A 15,981-nucleotide genomic window follows, 5' to 3' on the forward strand; every position below is an offset into this window, starting at 1 on the left:
GCTCCGGCGGACCGCCAGAGAGACGGGATCACCCCTGACTGCGGCGGAGCCTCGCCACTTCATAGAGCGAGATCCCCACGGCCATGGAGGCGTTGAGAGACTCCGTGGAGGAGGCGATGGGGATCGAGACGATCTGATCGCAGGTCTCCCTGACCAGGCGCGAAAGCCCTCGACCCTCGGAGCCGACCACCAGCACGAGGGGTTCCCCCGCGAGTGCGAGCCCCGGCAGATCCACATCACCGTCACCGTCCAGCCCCAGCACGAAGTACCCCTGCGCCTTCGCCTCACGCAGCGCGACGGTCAGGTTCGTCGCCCGGGCGACCGGAATGCGCGCGGCGGCCCCGGCAGAGGTCTTCCAGGCGGTGGCCGTCACCCCGGCACTGCGCCGTTCGGGGACGAGCACGCCATCGGCGTCGAAGGCCGACGCCGCACGCAGGATCGCCCCCAGATTGCGGGGGTCCGTGATGGAGTCACAGGCGACCAGCAGCGGCTGATGCGGGATGTGGCCCTTCTGCGCCTTCTGCAGGAGAGACTCGATGAGCTCCACGGCGTCGGCGTAGTCATAGGGCTCCAGGACCAGAGCGATGCCCTGATGCACGGCGTCGCCGGTGGTGTTGTCCAGCTGACGACGCGAGACCTCCTTGATGCGCACGCCCTGCTCCGCGGCATGGCCCAGCGCCTCACGGACCCGCCCATCGGAGTCGACGTCGGTGGCCACGTGCATCTCTCGAGCGGGGACACGCTCCACGAGTGCCTCCAGCACCGCGTTGCGTCCGGCCACGACATCATCGGTGCCGTGACCTGAGCCCCGGCGCCCCCTCGAATGCTGCCCCTGCTGCTTCGACTGGGCGCGCTCGGCCAGCATCTTCTGCCGGTGCGCCTTGTGGTAGACGCGGTCCTCAGCCTTGGGAGTCGGGCCCTTGCCTTCGAGCTTCCGACGGCCCTGCCCGCCGGAGCCTGCGCTGGCCCCCTTCTTCTGCTTCTTCCGCACTGCGGCGGAACGGGGGCGAGAATCCTTAGCCATGAACGGCCTCCTTCTGGGACGCGCGAGTCAGCACCCAACGGGCGCCGTCGCGGGAGTCCTCGATCTGCACGCCGACCTCGGTCAGCTGGTCACGGATGGCATCCGCACGGGCAAAGTCCTTCTGCGCCTTGGCCTCGGCCCGCTCCGCGAGAAGCGTCTCCACCAGAGAGGACAGCGCCGCGTGGGCCGGGCCGCCTTCCGCAGCCTCCGGCTCGGGAACATCCAGGAGTCCCAGGACCGAGCTCATCGCGGCGACCTCCTGCGCCCGGGCGGTGGCCGCCTCGCCGTCCCCTGAGTCCAAGGCCGTGTTGCCGGCGCGGACCGTCTCATGGAGCACGGCCAGGGCGGCCGGGACGTTGAGGTCGTCATCCATGGCGGCGGTGAACGCCTGCGGCACGATGCCCTCATGGGTGATGCCCGCTCCTCCATCGGCACGCGCCAGGAAGGTCTCCACACGTTCGACCGCGGCCTCCGCCTCGACGAGGGAGCTCGGGCGGTAGTCCAGCTGGGAGCGGTACTGCGCCTGGCCCAGGAAGTACCGGACCGCCACCGGCCGGGCCGCGGCGAGCATCTCCTCCGGGGAGACCGTGTTGCCGAGGGACTTCGACATCTTCTCGCCCTGAAAGGTCACCATGCCGTTGTGCAGCCAGTATCGAGCGAAGCCGTCACCGGCGGCCGCAGACTGGGCGAGCTCGTTCTCGTGGTGCGGGAAACGCAGGTCCAGCCCGCCGCCATGGATGTCAAAGGTGGAGCCCAGGTACTTGGTGGACATCGCCGAGCACTCCAGGTGCCAGCCTGGACGGCCTCGGCCCCAGGGCGAGTCCCAGGAGGCCGTCTCCGGCTCACCGTCCTTGTGGCCCTTCCACAGTGCGAAGTCCCGCGGATCACGCTTGCCGCGCGGATCGGCGTCGGGCGCATCCTGCATGTCCTCCACCCGCTGCCGGGTCAGCTCCCCATAGGAGGGCCAGGACCGGACGTCGAAGTAGACGTCGCCGGAGCCGTCGGCCGCCGGATAGGCGTGCCCGGCGTCCAGGAGCCGCTGGACCAGGGTGAACATCTCGGTCATATGACCGGTCGCACGGGGCTCATAGCGCGGACGGCGCACCCCGAGGGCGTCATAGGCCTCATGGAATGCCTGCTCGAAGCGGTAGGCCAGGGCGAACCACGGCTCCTGCTCCGGGTAGTCCGGCTCCGCCGCGAAGTCAGGTGCAAAGGAGGCCGCCGACTTCTCCAGGATCTTGTCATCGATGTCGGTGACATTGCGGACCGAGAGGACGTCGTAGCCGCTGTGCTCGAGCCAGCGGACCAGGATGTCGAAGGCGACGGCGGAGCGCACATGTCCCACATGGGGGCGACCCTGGACGGTGGCGCCACAGTAGTACAGCGAGACCCGGCCCTCTTCGAGAGGCTCGAAGTCGCGGACGGTCGCCGTCTTGGTGTCATAGAGTCGCAGTGCCACGGGGAAAGCCTATCCGACCTGTGCCGTCAGGGTCCGTGCCCCTTCGTGCCGGGGGATCAGCACTGCGGTGGCGGTGGCCAGCACACCCTCGCCGCGGCCGGTGAATCCCAGCCCGTCCGACGTGGTCGCGCTCAGCGCCACCGGAGCTCCTGCCGCCTCAGTCAGCACCCGTTGGGCCTCCACGCGCCGCGGGCCGAACTTGGGCCGTTTGGCCACGAACTGCACGGAGATGCTGCCGATCTCGAAACCGGCATCCCGGACGATGCGGGCAGCCTCCTGCAGCAGCCGGGCTCCGGAGGCGCCTTCCAGCTCGGGGCGATCCGTGCCCAGAGTGTCCGCGCCGAAATGCACGCCCAGGTCTCCGACCCCCGCCGCGCTGAACAGCGCGTCGCAGGCTGCATGGGCCACGGCGTCACCGTCAGAATGACCGGTCAGCCCCTGCTCGCCCGGCCAGTGCAGTCCGGCCAGCCACATCTCGCGCGGTTCGGAGGCCGGGGCGACGGCGTGGACGTCGTGGCCGATGCCCACCCGCGGGGTGAGCACCATCGGGACACCCGGCCCCGTCTCAGCAGGGGCGGGCGCCGACACCGGCGCGAGGTCATCGTGAGCAGCTCCCGACGCCTCGGCGACAAGAGCCTCCGCGGCGAGCAGATCCGCAGGCGTGGTGATCTTCAGGGCCCGCGCATCCCCCGGCACCACGACGACGTCGACCCCGAGAGCCTCGGCGATCATCGCCTCATCAGTCAGTGCCTCGGCCTCTGCGTCAGCGATGTCCCCCAGGTGGGCGAAGGCCCGCTGCAGGAACGCCAGAGTGAACCCCTGCGGAGTCTGGACCGCGCGCAGCTCAGCGCGCGGCACGGTCTCGCGAACCTGCTCAGCCTGCAGCTCGACGCCTGCAGCGCGGGACTCCGTCTCCTCGACAGGAAGGACCCGCTTGATCGTGTCGGTGACCGGGAGCGCGGGCACTACGGCCTCCGAGCCCGCCTCGACCTGGCGGGCGACCCGGTGGGCGACATCCCCAGGGGTCAGCGGACGCGCGGCGTCGTGGACCAGCACCGTCAGCCTCTCCGCATCCCAGCCGTGCCGGCGGGCATGGTCGGTGACGGCGTCCATGCCCCGCGCCACCGAGACCGGTCGTGAGCTCCCGCCTTCGCAGACCACGACCTCCACCCCGGTCCGGCGAGCATGATCGGCGCCGAGGGCGGCGAGCTTCTCACGCGCCTCCGGCTCTCCGGGGAGCACCAGCACCAGCAGCTCGAGCTCCAGTCCGGGCGCGGCCTGGGGGCTCATCGCCTCCAGGGCGTGCGCCAGCAGGGGGCGTCCGCCGAGGTCCACGAGTGCCTTCGGCATCCCCTGCCCCAGACGCTGTCCGCTCCCGGCCGCCACCACGACGAGCGCCCGGTGCTGTTCAGCATCCGGGCGCTTCGTCTCAGCCGGTGCGACCTGGGGCCCCACCTGATGATTCACCTGTTCTGTGCCTCGCTGTGTGTTCGGGGCCGCAGGGTCATTTCTTCGCGGACGCCGGCTCGGCGTCCTTGGGCTTCGGAGCTTCGTCCAGGACGTCATCCAGAAGCTTCTCAGCCGCATCCTCCTCGAGCTTCTTCGCCAGTGCCAGCTCCGAGACCAGGATCTGCCGTGCCTTGGCCAGCATCCGCTTCTCTCCAGCGGAGAGGCCTCGATCGTTCTCCCGACGCCACAGGTCTCGAACGACCTCGGCGACCTTGTTCACGTCGCCGGAGGCCAGCTTCTCCAGGTTGGCCTTGTACCGACGCGACCAGTTCGTCGGCTCCTCGGTGTACTCAGCCCGCAGGACGTCGAAGACGTGCTCGAGGCCCTCCTTGCCGACCACATCCCGCACGCCGACCAGGTCGACGTTCTCTGCAGGAACCTCGATGGTCAGGTCACCCTGGGAGACTCGGAGCTTCAGATACATCTTCTCCTCGCCCCGGATCGTGCGCATCTTGACTTCCTCGATGGTCGCCGCGCCGTGGTGCGGGTATACAACTGTCTCGCCGACCTCAAAAATCATGTAATTGTTCCCCTTTCCCGCAGACAAGTTTATCACGGATCACACATGAGACAGCGTGTCGAAGCACACCTCTGTCGTCACGCGGCATAAGGTATGCCGCCGCAGTTCTTCGACAACGTGTAGAATCGCCGCAGACACCCGCCCACCGCGCGGGCCCGAGGTTGACGTCGATCTCGGGCCAGGTCAGCACCCTCCCCGGGGCGCCGACCCCCTTGTCCCCGCGCGGTCACCCTGCGGCGTGACGACTCCTGGCTCGGTCTGCGATGACGTAGTCTGGAATCGATCACCGTCGCACCGACATCGTGAGGAGACTCTCGACGTGAAGCTCGCCCCCTCCCAGGTCCGCCGTGCGGCCACGGCCTCCCTGGCGGCCATCGCCGTCATCGGCGTCACCGGCTGCAGCGCCGTCAACTATCAGGCGACCACGCACCAGTACTCCGGCTCCGACGGCGTGCGCGCGGAGATCGACGACGTGAAGTTCCGCCACATCGCCTTCGTGGGCGCCGAGGCAGGCTCGCCCGCCCGTGCCATCGGCACGGTGAACAACGGCGGCACCGAGGACGTCGAGATCGCGATCAGCGCCGACGGAGAGTCCCACTCCTTCACCGTCCCGGCCGGCGACGCCGTCTCCCTGGAGCACGATGAGGAGTTCATCATCGAGAACTTCCGCGGCGCCCCGGGCGACGTGCACGAGATCACCGTGAGCGTGGACGGAGAGGGCAAGGAGGTCGGCGCCTCCGTGCTCGACGGCGTCCTTCCCGAGTACCGCGCCCTGCTCCCCGACGGCTACGACGAGGCCGTGGTGGAGCACCTCGAGCACGGCCCCGACACCTGGGGCAGCGGCGCCGCGCACCACGACCCGGACGACGACGGCCACTGACCCGCCACCGGACGGAGCACGCCGCCACGACGGCCCAGACACCAGGGAGGGCCCAGCCGATCATCGGCTGGGCCCTCCCTGGTGTCTGGGCACTGTTCAGGCCTTCAGGGCCTCACCCAGCAGACGGCGCAGGCGCACCGGATCCACTCGCCAGAAGTCGCGCACCTGGCCGTCGATCCGCAGCACCGGGATCTCCTCGGCATGACGCGCCAACGTCTCGGGGTCCTCGGTCAGATCCACCTCCACAGGCTGGACGCCGAACTCCGCGCACACCTCGACGGTGACCGCCACAGCCTCCTCACACAGGTGACACCCCTGCTTGGTGAGCACCTCGACGAGCACCGACCGGTCGTGCTGCTGCCCCGGGGACGTCTTCTGGACCATCCAGTCCTCCTGCCACGATGAACGGATCTGCCGCGACTGCGCGCGGCGGGTACGGTCGGTCCGGAACCCTCTCAGGCCCGGACTGACATGCGTCGGAGACGACAAGACCCCGGGAGCGAAATCGCTGCCGGGGTCCATGTCAGCTCAGCGGAGCTCACTTCTTGTTGCGCCGCTGGTGACGAGTCTTGCGCAGGCGCTTGCGGTGCTTCTTCTTCGCCATACGCTTGCGGCGCTTCTTGATCACTGAGCCCATAGGGTGCAGATCCTTGTCTGTCGGTGAATAGTCGAAAGGTCTCGGAACAGTGTAGCGGTTCCGGGGCCCATGACTGGAATCGAGGGCAGCGCCCGGCCCTCAGTCGAACCAGGGGTCCAGGCCGTAGAGCGGGAAGAGCTCCCGGCGCGTCTGCATCACCGCGCGGTCCACCGCATCCGAGGGGTCGTAGCCCAGCTCCCAGGACCGCCACCACAGCTCGGCGTCGTCGTTCATCCGCTCCGGGGCCTCCACCCCGCAGGTGCGCCGGACATGCTCGCGCCACGGCTCCGGGACCAGGGTGCGCAGGGGAATCGGGTCCCCGGCGGCGATCGCCGTCAGATGGGTCCAGCTGCGCGGCACCACCCGGTGCACCGAGTATCCGCCGCCTCCGGTGGCGATCCAGCGGTCCCCACAGGCCTCCTCGGCCAGCTGAGCGATGTCGAGGGCCAGCTGCCGCTGCCCGTCGATGCTCAGCCGCAGATCCGTCAGCGGGTCTTCCTCATGGGTGTCACAGCCGTGCTGGGACACCATGGCATCGGGTTCGAAGGCCCGCACCAGCGCCGGGACCACCGCATGGAAGGCCCGCAGCCAGCCGGCGTCACCGGTCTGCGGCGGCAGCGCCACGTTCACCACGGTGCCCTCTGCGCTGGTGCCGTCCGGGGCCCGTCCGCCGATCTCTGCGGGGAATCCCGTGCCCGGATACAGCGAGACGCCGGTCTGGTGCAGTGAGATCGTCATGACCCGGGGATCGTCGTAGAAGATGTCCTGAGTGCCGTCCCCATGGTGGGCGTCCACGTCAAGGTAGACCACCTTGGACAGCCCTCCGTCCAGCAGCCGCTGGGTCGCGACGGCGGCGTCGTTGTACACGCAGAACCCTCCGGCCCTGGCGCGCGCCGCATGATGCAGGCCCCCGGCGAAGTTCACTGCGTGCACCGCCTCCCCGGCGAGGATCGCCTCGGCGCATTCCAGACTCCCCTGCGCGATGCGGGCGGCCCCGAGATGCATCTCCGGGAAGACCGGAGTGTCCTCGGTGCCCAGTCCGTGCACCGCGGAGGCCTGTCCACCGGAGGCGGCGGTCTTCACCGCGTCGACGTAGCCGGCGTCGTGCACGCTGAGCAGGGTCTCGTCCTCAGCGATGCCCGGGGAGATCATCCGGACCAGAGGATCATCGAGGATCCCGAACTCCCGACACAGCCGCTGGGTCAGGTCCAGCCGCACGGGATCCATCGGGTGGGTAGCGTGGAAGCGGTACTCCAGCAGCGCCGGATCCCAGACCACGGCGGTGGGCACGGCAGCTCGGAACGAGGTCGGCGTCACACCGCGAGCCTACGCCAGGGGCACCCGGCCCGGCGATCCGGGACGGGATGTGTCACGCTCAGGCGCTCTCTGCGAAATGCTCCAGCTTCGTGACGTCACCGGAGACGATGATGGTGTCCCCCGGAGAGACCAGGGTGTCCGGCTGAGCATAGACGAACTCGCGGCCCGGGGACTTCACCCCCACCACGTTCACGCCATGGCGGCGTCGCGGCTGGCACTGGTCGATGGTCTTGCCCTGCAGGTCCTTCGGGGGGCGCATCTTGACGATGGCGAAGTCGTCGTCGAACTTGATGAAGTCCATCATCTGCCCGGACACCAGGTGCGCCGCACGCACCCCGGCGTCATGCTCCGGGTAGATCACATGGTGGCAGCCGATCCGTTTGAGGATCTTCCCATGGGTCGGGTTGATGGCCTTGGCCCAGACATGCTTCACACCCAGGTCGACCAGGTTCACAGCGATCAGCACCGAGGACTCGATGGAGGTACCCACCCCCACCACCGCCGAGTCGAACTCGTCGGCACCGATCTGGCGCAGCGCCTCGATGTCGGTCGCATCGGCCTCCAGGACATGGGTCAGAGTGTCCGAGTACTTCTGCACCAGCCCGCGGTGCCGCTCGACGGCCAGCACCTCCTTGCCCTGCGCGATGAGCTGCTCGGCCAGGGCTATGCCGAACCTGCCCAGCCCGACGACCAGGACCGGTCGGTTACGTTGTTGGCGGCGATCACCCAAGGATCGGCCTCCCCTCCGGATAGCGGTAGCGCGTGCTGCGCTGACGCACGGTCAGCGCAGCCGCGAATGAAATGATGCCCACACGGCCGGCGAACATCAAGGCGGCGAGGATGTACAGGCCCGAGGGCGGCAGCTCCGAGGTCAGCCCTGAGGTCAGCCCCACCGTCCCGAACGCCGATATCGACTCATACAACGGCCGCTCCATGTCCAGCCCTGAGATGCTCATCAGCGCCAGCGTGGAGAGGAGCACCATGGTCGCACCCATCGCCACCACAGAGACTGCCACACGGACCGTCGAGGACGGGATGGTCCGGGCATGCGCCACCGATTCCTTGTGCCCCCGCGCCTCAGCCAGGAACGCCAGCCAGATCACCGCGATGGTGGTGACCTTGATGCCGCCTGCCGTGGACACCGAGCCCCCACCGGCGAACATCAGGGCGTCGGAGATGAGCATGGTGGTGGAGTTCTCCTCGTTGGAGGTCACCACCGAGAACCCTCCGGAACGCATGTTCACCGAGGCGAACAGCGAGCTCTGCAACTTCTCCCACATCGGCATGTCACCGATCGTGGCGTTGTTGTTCCACTCCATGAACGCGTAGATCGCCGCCCCCGCCACCATCAGCAGCGTGGTGACCTCCACGGTGAGCTTGGCGTGGATGTTCCAGCTGCGGAAGTGCCAGCGGAAGCGCCACAGCACATAGAGCACCGGGAAGCCCAGGCTGCCCAGGAAGACACCGATCATGATCGTCCACACCGAGATGGGGTCATAGCCGATGCCGGCCAGGCCGTCAGAATGGATCACGAATCCGGCGTTGTTGAACGCGGAGATGGCATAGAAGACCCCGTGCCAGAGGCCGGTGAGCACGTCACCCTCGATGGCGATCAGCCGCGGCACCAGCACCGCGGCCAGCGCCGCCTCGATCGCCAGAGAGATGATGATGACGATGCGGATCAGACTGGCGACCTCGCCGAGCTGGTCAGTCTTCCAGCCCTCCTGCGCCACCAGCTTGGTGCGCACGCCCAAGCTCCGCGAGACGCTGGCTGCCAGCACCGACGCCACCGTGAGGATCCCCAGCCCGCCGAGCTGGATGGCCACGATGATGATGATCTGCCCGGCCAGGGACCAGTGGTCCGCGGTGTTGACCGGGGTCAGCCCTGTCACCGAGACGGCGGAGGTCGCCACGAACAGCGCCTCGGGCAACGACGCGGACCGTCCGCTGGAGGTCGCCCACGGCAGCATGAGCAGGGAGGTGAAGACGGCGATCGCGAAGGCGAAGATCAGCAGCGCCGCGCGCGCCGGGGAAGCCCCGGCGATGCCCTTGAGCCAGCCCACGAAATCGGTCCGCAGGCCTCCCCCGGCCTGCGGCTGTGCGTCCCTCTTCATGGGTGAAAGCCTAGACCTGTTCGTTCAGTTCCGCGGTCATCTCTGCGGAGCGGTGCGCGCTGGCCTTCACTGCCGCCACCACTGCGGCGGCGACGCCGTGTTCGTCCAGCCGACCGATGGCCCGCTCGGTGGTGCCGTTGGGCGAGCAGACGGCCTTCCGCAGCGCCGCAGCGTCGGCCGCTCCGGTGTCATGGTTCTCCACCAGCATCCGGCCTGCCCCGTGGACCGTGTGGGCGGCCAGGTCGGCGGCCAGGGCAGGGTCCAGTCCGAGCTCGACCCCGGCGGCCGCCATGTGCTCGGCCAGATAGAAGGCATAGGCCGGCCCCGAACCGGAGATGCCGGTGAGGGCGTCGATCTGCGCCTCCTCGATCACGTGGACGGCACCGCAGGCCTCCAGCAGGCCCTGGACTGCGGCGACCTGCTGCTCCGTAGCATGGGCGCCGGGCACCAGCCCGACGACGCCGATCCCCACCGAGAGCGGTGTGTTCGGCATCGAGCGGATCACCGGCTGGTCCGCGCGCAGGGCCCCCTGGATCATCTGCAGGTCCACAGCGGCGGCCACCGAGACCACCACCGCCTCGGGCTTCACCGCCTCGCGGATCTCCTCGCACAGCGCCACGATCCCATGCGGCTTCACGCCCAGGAAGACGACGTCGGCCTCGGCCACCGCACGCCGGTTCGCCTCGGCGTCATCCTCCTCCGCGAGCACGGTGATGCCGTGCTGCTCGGCCCGCACCTGCGCGGAGGCCGCCGATCGGGAGGTCGCGACGACATGGTCACGGGCCACTCCCGAGGCGAGGAAGCCGGCCAGGATGGCTCCATTCATAGAACCGAGTCCGAGCATGGCGATGCGCATCAATGGGTCTCCTCATCCGTGTCATGGGCACTCCCCGAGACCTCGGCCCGGGACGCCCCTCGTGCCAGGTGGTGCCGGGCGAACTCCAGAGATTCTGCCAGCCATCGTTCCTTCTCGCCCACCTGCTTCGCTCCGCGGGTGGCCACCTCGACCGCGACGACGCCCCGGAAGCCCTCGCCGTCGGCGAAGTCCGGAGAGGCGATGAGCTCCAAGGTCTCGGCCACCGGCTGCTCCCCGTGGCCCGGGATGAGGTGATCGTCCTTGAACCCGTTGGACCAGCCGTCGGTGAGGTGGACGTGCTTGAGCCGACCGCCGAGCCGTCGGCAGGACTCCAGGGAGTCCGCCTCCGCCGTGGCCGCATGGGAGAAGTCCCAGGTCACATGGGGGTAGTTCTGATCCACCGGGTCCCAGTGCGGCAGGTACATCGCGGCAGTCCGTCCGCCGGCCCTCCACGGGTACATGTTCTCCACCGCGAAGCGGACGCCGGTGTCCTCCTCCAGCGTGGCGATGCCTTCGGCGAAACGCTCCGCGTAGCCCGCCTGCCAGCGGAAGGGCGGATGCGCCACCACCGTGTCGCACCCGACGGCGGCCGCGAGCTTGGCGCTGCGCCGCAGCTTCTCCCAGGCAGAGCCCCATACCTGCTGGGTGAGGAGCAGCGTCGGCGCGTGGATCGCCGTCACCGGCAGCCCGAAGCGCCAGGAGAGCTCGTTGAGCACCGCAGACTGCTGGGTCTCGGCGCGATGTGTGACCATCACCTCCATGGCGTCGTAGCCGAGGTCCTCCGCGATGGAGAATCCCTCGGCCACCCCGAGCGGGTAAATCGAGGAGGTCGACAGGGCCACCGGAATGCGATGCTCAGCGGTGGGCATGCTCGACCGCCGCTCGTGAGGCCGCGACGTCATCCCGCCTCGGCCGGTTCAGTTCACGGGCGAGGTCCACATGCCCCACTCCGGGAGCATGGGAGACCTCCACCGCGTTCTCCCGCACCAGCGCGTCCAGCCGACGCAGGATGAGCCCCTCGCGCAGGGCCCAGGGACAGATCTGCAGCTCCTCGACGCCGAACGCCCGCATCGCCGTCTCGGCCACCAGAGCTCCTGCGAAGACCTGCCGGGCACGGATCGTGGAGACGCCGGGCAGCTCCGCCCGCTCGGCCGCGCTCATCAGCCCCAGCCGCTTGACCAGCGCCTTGAGATCCTTGTGCGTCAGGACACGCGGTTCGTACGGACCGGCCGCCGAGGGGGCCGCGCCGGTCATCCGGGCCAGGGAGCGGAACGTCTTGGAGGTGGCGAGCACTTCGGTGTGCGAGTTGGGCGTCGGGAACTCCAGACGGGCCGCCTCGACCTCCTCCCGCACATAGGTCTTCAGCGCCTTGATCTGATCCTTGGTGGGCGGATCATCAGGCAGCCAGTCTCGCGTCAGCCGACCGGCCCCCAGCGGCACCGACATCGCGGAGGTGGGCAGCTCGTCCTGCCCGTAGGCGATCTCGAAGGAGCCGCCGCCGATGTCGAAGTTCAGGATGTGCCCCGCGCTCCACCCGCGCCAGCGGCGCGCCGCCAGGAAGGTCATCGCTGACTCCTGGGCACCGGTGAGCTCCATGAGCTCCACATCGGTCTGCGCGGCCACCCGGGCCAGCACCTCGTCTCCGTTGGTGGCCTCCCGGATCGCCGAGGTGCAGAACGACAGCAGGTCCTCGGCCCGATGACGGGCCGCGAAGCGGGCGGCCTCATCGATGAAGCCGATCAGCTCCTCCTGCCCCTGAACGGTGATCGCACCGTCGGAGTCCAGATGCCTGACCAGGGAGAGCGGGCGCTTGTGCGAGGCGAAGGCCTCCGGCTTGGCCCCGATATGGGCGTCCACCAGAAGCAGATGGACAGTGTTGGAACCGATGTCGAGCACGCCCAGACGCATGGTCCCCTACTTCCCCGAACCGGCGGTGGCCGCCTTCTTGGTGGAGGCCTTCTTCGCTGAGGAGCTCTTCTTCGCCGACGAGGCCTTCGAGCCGGAGCCCGCCGTGCGACCGCCCTTCTTCGCCGGCGCCTTGGCCCGCTTCTCGGCCAACAGCTCGAAGGCCCGATCCTTGGTCAGCGACTCCACCGAGGTGCCCCGCGGGACCGTCATGTTGGTCTCGCCGTCGGTGACATAGGGCCCGAAACGACCGTCCTTGACCACGACGGGCTTCTCCGACGTCGGGTCCTGCCCGAACTCGGCCAGCGGCTTCGCCGCCTGACGCCGTCCACGCTGCTTGGGCTGGGCATAGATCGCCTGGGCCTGCTCCAGCGTGACCGTGAACAGCTGCTCCTCGGACTCCAGCGAGCGAGAGTCGGTGCCCTTCTTCAGGTACGGGCCGAATCGGCCGTTCTGCGCGGTGATCTCCTCGCCGTCGGCGTCGACGCCGACCACCCGCGGCAGCGAGAGCAGCTTCAGCGCATCCTCCAGCGTCACCGTCTCCAGGGACATGTCCTTGAGCAGCGAGCCGGTGCGCGGCTTCACCTTCGCCGGCTTCTTCTTCGGCTTGGGCTTGCCGTTCTTGTAATACTCGGTCGGCTGCGCGTCCATGTGCGCCTGGACCTGCTCCTCGGTCATCTCCTCGACGACCTCAGTCACATAGGGGCCGTAGCGACCGTCCTTGGCGACGATCTCCCGGCCTGTCTCCGGATCATGGCCGAGCACCCGTCCAGAATGCTGGGCCTGCTCGAAGAGTTCCTCAGCGCGTGCGGCAGTCAGCTCGTCCGGGGCCAGCTCCTCCGGGATGTTCGCCCGCAGCGGCTGTGCCGCCTCGTCGCCCTCAGCGGCCGGACGCTCCAGATAGGGTCCGTAGCGACCCACTCGCAGCGTGACGCCCTCGGCGATCTCCATGGAGTTGATCGCCCGGGCGTCGATCTCGCCGAGGTTGTCGACGACATGTCGCAGGCCCTCTACGCCGCTGTCGGCACCGAAGTAGAAGCCCTGCAGCCAGGCCTCACGCTCGATCTCCCCGCGGGCGATCTGGTCCAGGTCGTCCTCCATCCGGGCGGTGAAGTCGTAGTCCACGTAGCGACCGAAGTGCTCCTCCAGCAGACGGATCACCGAGAAGGCGGTCCAGGAGGGCACCAGTGCGGAGCCGCGCTTCGTGACATAGCCACGGTCCATGATGGTGGAGATGGTGGGCGCATAGGTGGAGGGGCGGCCGATCTCCCGCTTCTCGAGCTCTGCGACGATGCTCGCCTCCGTATAGCGAGCCGGCGGTGTGGTCTCGTGCCCCTTGGCCCGGACGTCCTCGCCGGTGATGGACTCGCCCTTCTCCAGCTTCGGCAGGCGCTTGTCCCCGGATCCGGAGGCGTCGTCCTTCTCCTCGCCGTCACCGGCGGTCTTCTCCCGGATCTCCTCATAGGCGGCGAAGAAGCCCGGAAAGGTGATGACCGTGCCGGAGGCACCGAAGGTGGCCCTGCGCCCGTCCACGGCCTGCCCGGTGAGCCGCACTGAGGCGGTGAAGCCCTTGGCGTCGGCCATCTGCGAAGCGACCGTGCGCTTCCAGACCAGCTCGTAGAGGCGGAACTCCTCCTTGGACAGCTCCCCGGCCACCTGGCCGGGCGTGCGGAAGTGGTCACCGGCCGGGCGGATGGCCTCGTGTGCCTCCTGGGCCGAGTCGCTCTTCTTCGCGTAGTGGCGCGGCTTCTCCGGCACCGACTCCGGCCCGTACAGCTCGGCGGCCTGACGACGCGCGGCGGTGATCGCCTCCGTGGACAGCGTCACCGAGTCGGTACGCATATAGGTGATGTAGCCGTTCTCGTACAGCCGCTGGGCCACCTGCATGGTGACCTTGGAGGAGAAGCGCAGGCGCCGGGAGGCCTCCTGCTGCAGCGTGGAGGTGGTGAACGCCGGTGAAGGACGGCGGCTGTAGGGCTTCTCCTCGAGGGAGTCGACCTCGAAACTGGCCTTCGTCAGACCCTCGGCCAGCGACTCTGCCGCCTCTCGGTCCAGCACCGTGACCTCGGACTTCGAGCGGGTGGACTTCAGCTGCCCTCGATCATCGAAGTCGGAGCCGGAGGCCACGCGGGCGCCGTCGACGGCATACAGCTTCGCGGAGAAGGACTCGTCACCCTCCGTGGTGAAGGTGCCCGAGAGGTCCCAGTAGGAGGCTGGGATGAACGCCATGCGCTCGCGCTCACGTTCCACGACCAGGCGGGTGGCCACCGACTGCACACGGCCCGCGGAGAGTCCGCGGCCGATCTTGCGCCACAGCACCGGCGAGATCTCATAGCCGTAGAGGCGGTCCAGGATCCGACGGGTCTCCTGTGCGTCGACCAGGTCCTCGTCGATCTGGCGGACGTTGTCCAGGGCCCGGGTGATGCCCTCTCTGGTGATCTCGGTGAAGGTCATCCGGTAGACCGGGACCTTGGGCTTGAGCACCTCGAGCAGGTGCCACGCGATGGCCTCGCCCTCGCGGTCGGCGTCCGTGGCGAGATAGAGCTCGCTGGCCTCCTTGAGCGCGCGCTTGAGCTCGGCGACCTTCTTCTTCTTCGACTCGGAGATCACGTAATAGGGCTCGAACCCGCCCTCCGGATTGACCGCGAACTTCCCGAACGGACCCTTCTTCATCTCCGCAGGAAGGTCCGAGGGCTGCGGCAGGTCACGGATGTGTCCGGCCGAGGCGTCGACGATGAAGTCGTCACCCAGGTACTTGGCGATCGACCTGCTCTTGGCGGGCGACTCGACGATCACCAGCTTCTTGCCTGCTGCGGCCTTGGGGGGCACTGCTCTCCTCGACGTCGGGTTGGGTGGGCGGCGGTGCTCAATATATCAGTGCCCCGGATCGGTGCCCCCGCCCCCGTCCAGGGCCCCTCCGGCCTACGGGGACGAGGCGTCGGCCGGAGCGACGGGGGAAGCACCGAACTCAGGTGCCGCCCCGGAGTGTCCCCCGGAATCTGCCCCGGTGTCTTCCCCGGCATCTTCCCCGGCGTCTTCCGCGGCGTCTTCCCCGGAGCCCGCCTGGGCAGGCGTCGCGGCGGCGGAACGGACAGGCTCCTCGATGGCGGAGACGAAATAGTGCAGCCGCATGTCCGGGTCCTCCTCGGGATGCTCGTTGCAGGCCTGCTCGTACTCGGCCACCAACGCATACAGACGCTGTTTGAACTCCTGGGCCCGATCCCCGTCCAGCGAGAGGATCCCCGAAGAGAGGATCGGATGCAGCTCTTCCGAAGAGGGGCCGCGCTGCTCGCGGCGCAGGATCTCGTCACTGATGCGCCGTTGCAGCGACTTGATCTGCGCGTTCGCATAGGCGTTCTTGGCATGCGCCGAGGAGTCGAAGCCCGAGATCCGCAGCCGCCGGGCGGCCGCCTGCCAGTAGCGGTTCCTGCCGTCGCCGTGGCGTTCCACGCGGCGGATGTAGCCGTACTTCTCCAGGGCCCGCAGGTGGTAGCTCATCGCGGAGGGGGTGACGTCGCACTGCTCGGCCAGCTCAGTGGCCGTATAGACCCGGTGGGTGCCGAAGAGCTCGTCCAGGGCCGTCAGACGCGCCTCATGGGCGAGCGCCCGGATCGCCTGCACATCCTTGATGACGACCGCGGGCGGCAGATCAGCATGGTCGTGCCCTGCCTCCGGGGCAGGCGCACCCGTCGACACGTCGTCCTGATCTGCGAATGCGGCGCGAGGTGACATGCAGGAAGTCTAGACGAGCAGATGTGAC

Annotated in this window: 15 protein-coding genes; 1 reads left to right on the forward strand and 14 read right to left on the reverse strand. The window is 68.6% G+C overall.

The genetic code is table 11. The annotated features are described in order from the left end of the window. Window positions 1-28: 28 nt before the first annotated feature. The 4 genes from rlmB to HNR09_RS05435 are packed head-to-tail and all read right to left on the reverse strand — an operon-like array spanning window position 29 to window position 4,512. Window positions 29-1,024: a 23S rRNA (guanosine(2251)-2'-O)-methyltransferase RlmB gene (gene rlmB / locus HNR09_RS05420; RefSeq protein ID WP_179541112.1), complete on the reverse strand. Its 996-nt coding sequence runs from the start codon at window positions 1,022-1,024 to the stop codon at window positions 29-31. After that, the gene (cysS, locus tag HNR09_RS05425; protein ID WP_179541113.1) at window positions 1,017-2,483 is read right to left on the reverse strand and encodes a cysteine--tRNA ligase; all 1,467 of its coding nucleotides are present in this window, start codon (window positions 2,481-2,483) and stop codon (window positions 1,017-1,019) included. The genes rlmB and cysS overlap by 8 nt, the downstream gene beginning before the upstream one ends. A gap of 9 nt (window positions 2,484-2,492) precedes the next feature. Beyond that, entirely contained in the window at window positions 2,493-3,938 is a 1,446-nt protein-coding gene (ispF, locus tag HNR09_RS05430; protein ID WP_425488287.1) for a 2-C-methyl-D-erythritol 2,4-cyclodiphosphate synthase, read from the reverse strand. Window positions 3,939-3,987: 49 nt separating this feature from the next. Beyond that, window positions 3,988-4,512, reverse strand: a complete 525-nt coding sequence (locus tag HNR09_RS05435) for a CarD family transcriptional regulator (protein ID WP_179541115.1) — start codon at window positions 4,510-4,512, stop codon at window positions 3,988-3,990. A gap of 319 nt (window positions 4,513-4,831) precedes the next feature. Here HNR09_RS05435 and HNR09_RS05440 point away from each other — a divergent pair, with 319 nt between their 5' ends. Then, complete coding sequence (locus HNR09_RS05440) at window positions 4,832-5,392, forward strand: hypothetical protein (RefSeq protein ID WP_179541116.1); 561 nt, start codon at window positions 4,832-4,834, stop codon at window positions 5,390-5,392. A 96-nt stretch (window positions 5,393-5,488) separates the two neighbouring features. Here HNR09_RS05440 and HNR09_RS05445 read toward each other — a convergent pair whose 3' ends face one another. From HNR09_RS05445 to HNR09_RS05490, 10 genes are all read right to left on the reverse strand, one after another. Beyond that, on the reverse strand, window positions 5,489-5,776 hold the full coding sequence (locus HNR09_RS05445) for a glutaredoxin family protein (protein WP_179541117.1): 288 nt from the start codon (window positions 5,774-5,776) through the stop codon (window positions 5,489-5,491). A gap of 154 nt (window positions 5,777-5,930) precedes the next feature. Further along, window positions 5,931-6,029: a 30S ribosomal protein bS22 gene (locus HNR09_RS05450; protein ID WP_081652675.1), complete on the reverse strand. Its 99-nt coding sequence runs from the start codon at window positions 6,027-6,029 to the stop codon at window positions 5,931-5,933. A gap of 99 nt (window positions 6,030-6,128) precedes the next feature. After that, window positions 6,129-7,346, reverse strand: a complete 1,218-nt coding sequence (locus HNR09_RS05455; protein WP_378938828.1) for an acetoin utilization protein AcuC — start codon at window positions 7,344-7,346, stop codon at window positions 6,129-6,131. 58 nt (window positions 7,347-7,404) lie between these two features. Then, window positions 7,405-8,076 (reverse strand): potassium channel family protein, encoded by a 672-nt coding sequence (locus HNR09_RS05460; protein WP_179541118.1) that lies wholly within the window; start codon window positions 8,074-8,076, stop codon window positions 7,405-7,407. Continuing rightward, entirely contained in the window at window positions 8,069-9,460 is a 1,392-nt protein-coding gene (locus HNR09_RS05465) for a TrkH family potassium uptake protein (protein WP_218881889.1), read from the reverse strand. Before HNR09_RS05465 ends, HNR09_RS05460 begins: the two co-directional genes overlap by 8 nt. A 10-nt stretch (window positions 9,461-9,470) precedes the next feature. Next, entirely contained in the window at window positions 9,471-10,316 is an 846-nt protein-coding gene (proC, locus tag HNR09_RS05470; protein ID WP_179541119.1) for a pyrroline-5-carboxylate reductase, read from the reverse strand. After that, window positions 10,316-11,185, reverse strand: a complete 870-nt coding sequence (locus tag HNR09_RS05475; protein ID WP_179541120.1) for a sugar phosphate isomerase/epimerase family protein — start codon at window positions 11,183-11,185, stop codon at window positions 10,316-10,318. The genes proC and HNR09_RS05475 overlap by 1 nt, the downstream gene beginning before the upstream one ends. Beyond that, entirely contained in the window at window positions 11,172-12,224 is a 1,053-nt protein-coding gene (locus HNR09_RS05480) for a Ppx/GppA family phosphatase (protein WP_179541121.1), read from the reverse strand. Before HNR09_RS05480 ends, HNR09_RS05475 begins: the two co-directional genes overlap by 14 nt. A 6-nt stretch (window positions 12,225-12,230) precedes the next feature. Next, window positions 12,231-15,050: a type I DNA topoisomerase gene (gene topA / locus HNR09_RS05485; protein WP_179541122.1), complete on the reverse strand. Its 2,820-nt coding sequence runs from the start codon at window positions 15,048-15,050 to the stop codon at window positions 12,231-12,233. A gap of 93 nt (window positions 15,051-15,143) precedes the next feature. Next, on the reverse strand, window positions 15,144-15,953 hold the full coding sequence (locus HNR09_RS05490; RefSeq protein WP_179541123.1) for a winged helix-turn-helix domain-containing protein: 810 nt from the start codon (window positions 15,951-15,953) through the stop codon (window positions 15,144-15,146). Between the last annotated feature and the right edge of the window lie 28 nt (window positions 15,954-15,981).

The organism is Nesterenkonia xinjiangensis, from assembly GCF_013410745.1.
Taxonomy (GTDB): domain Bacteria; phylum Actinomycetota; class Actinomycetes; order Actinomycetales; family Micrococcaceae; genus Nesterenkonia; species Nesterenkonia xinjiangensis.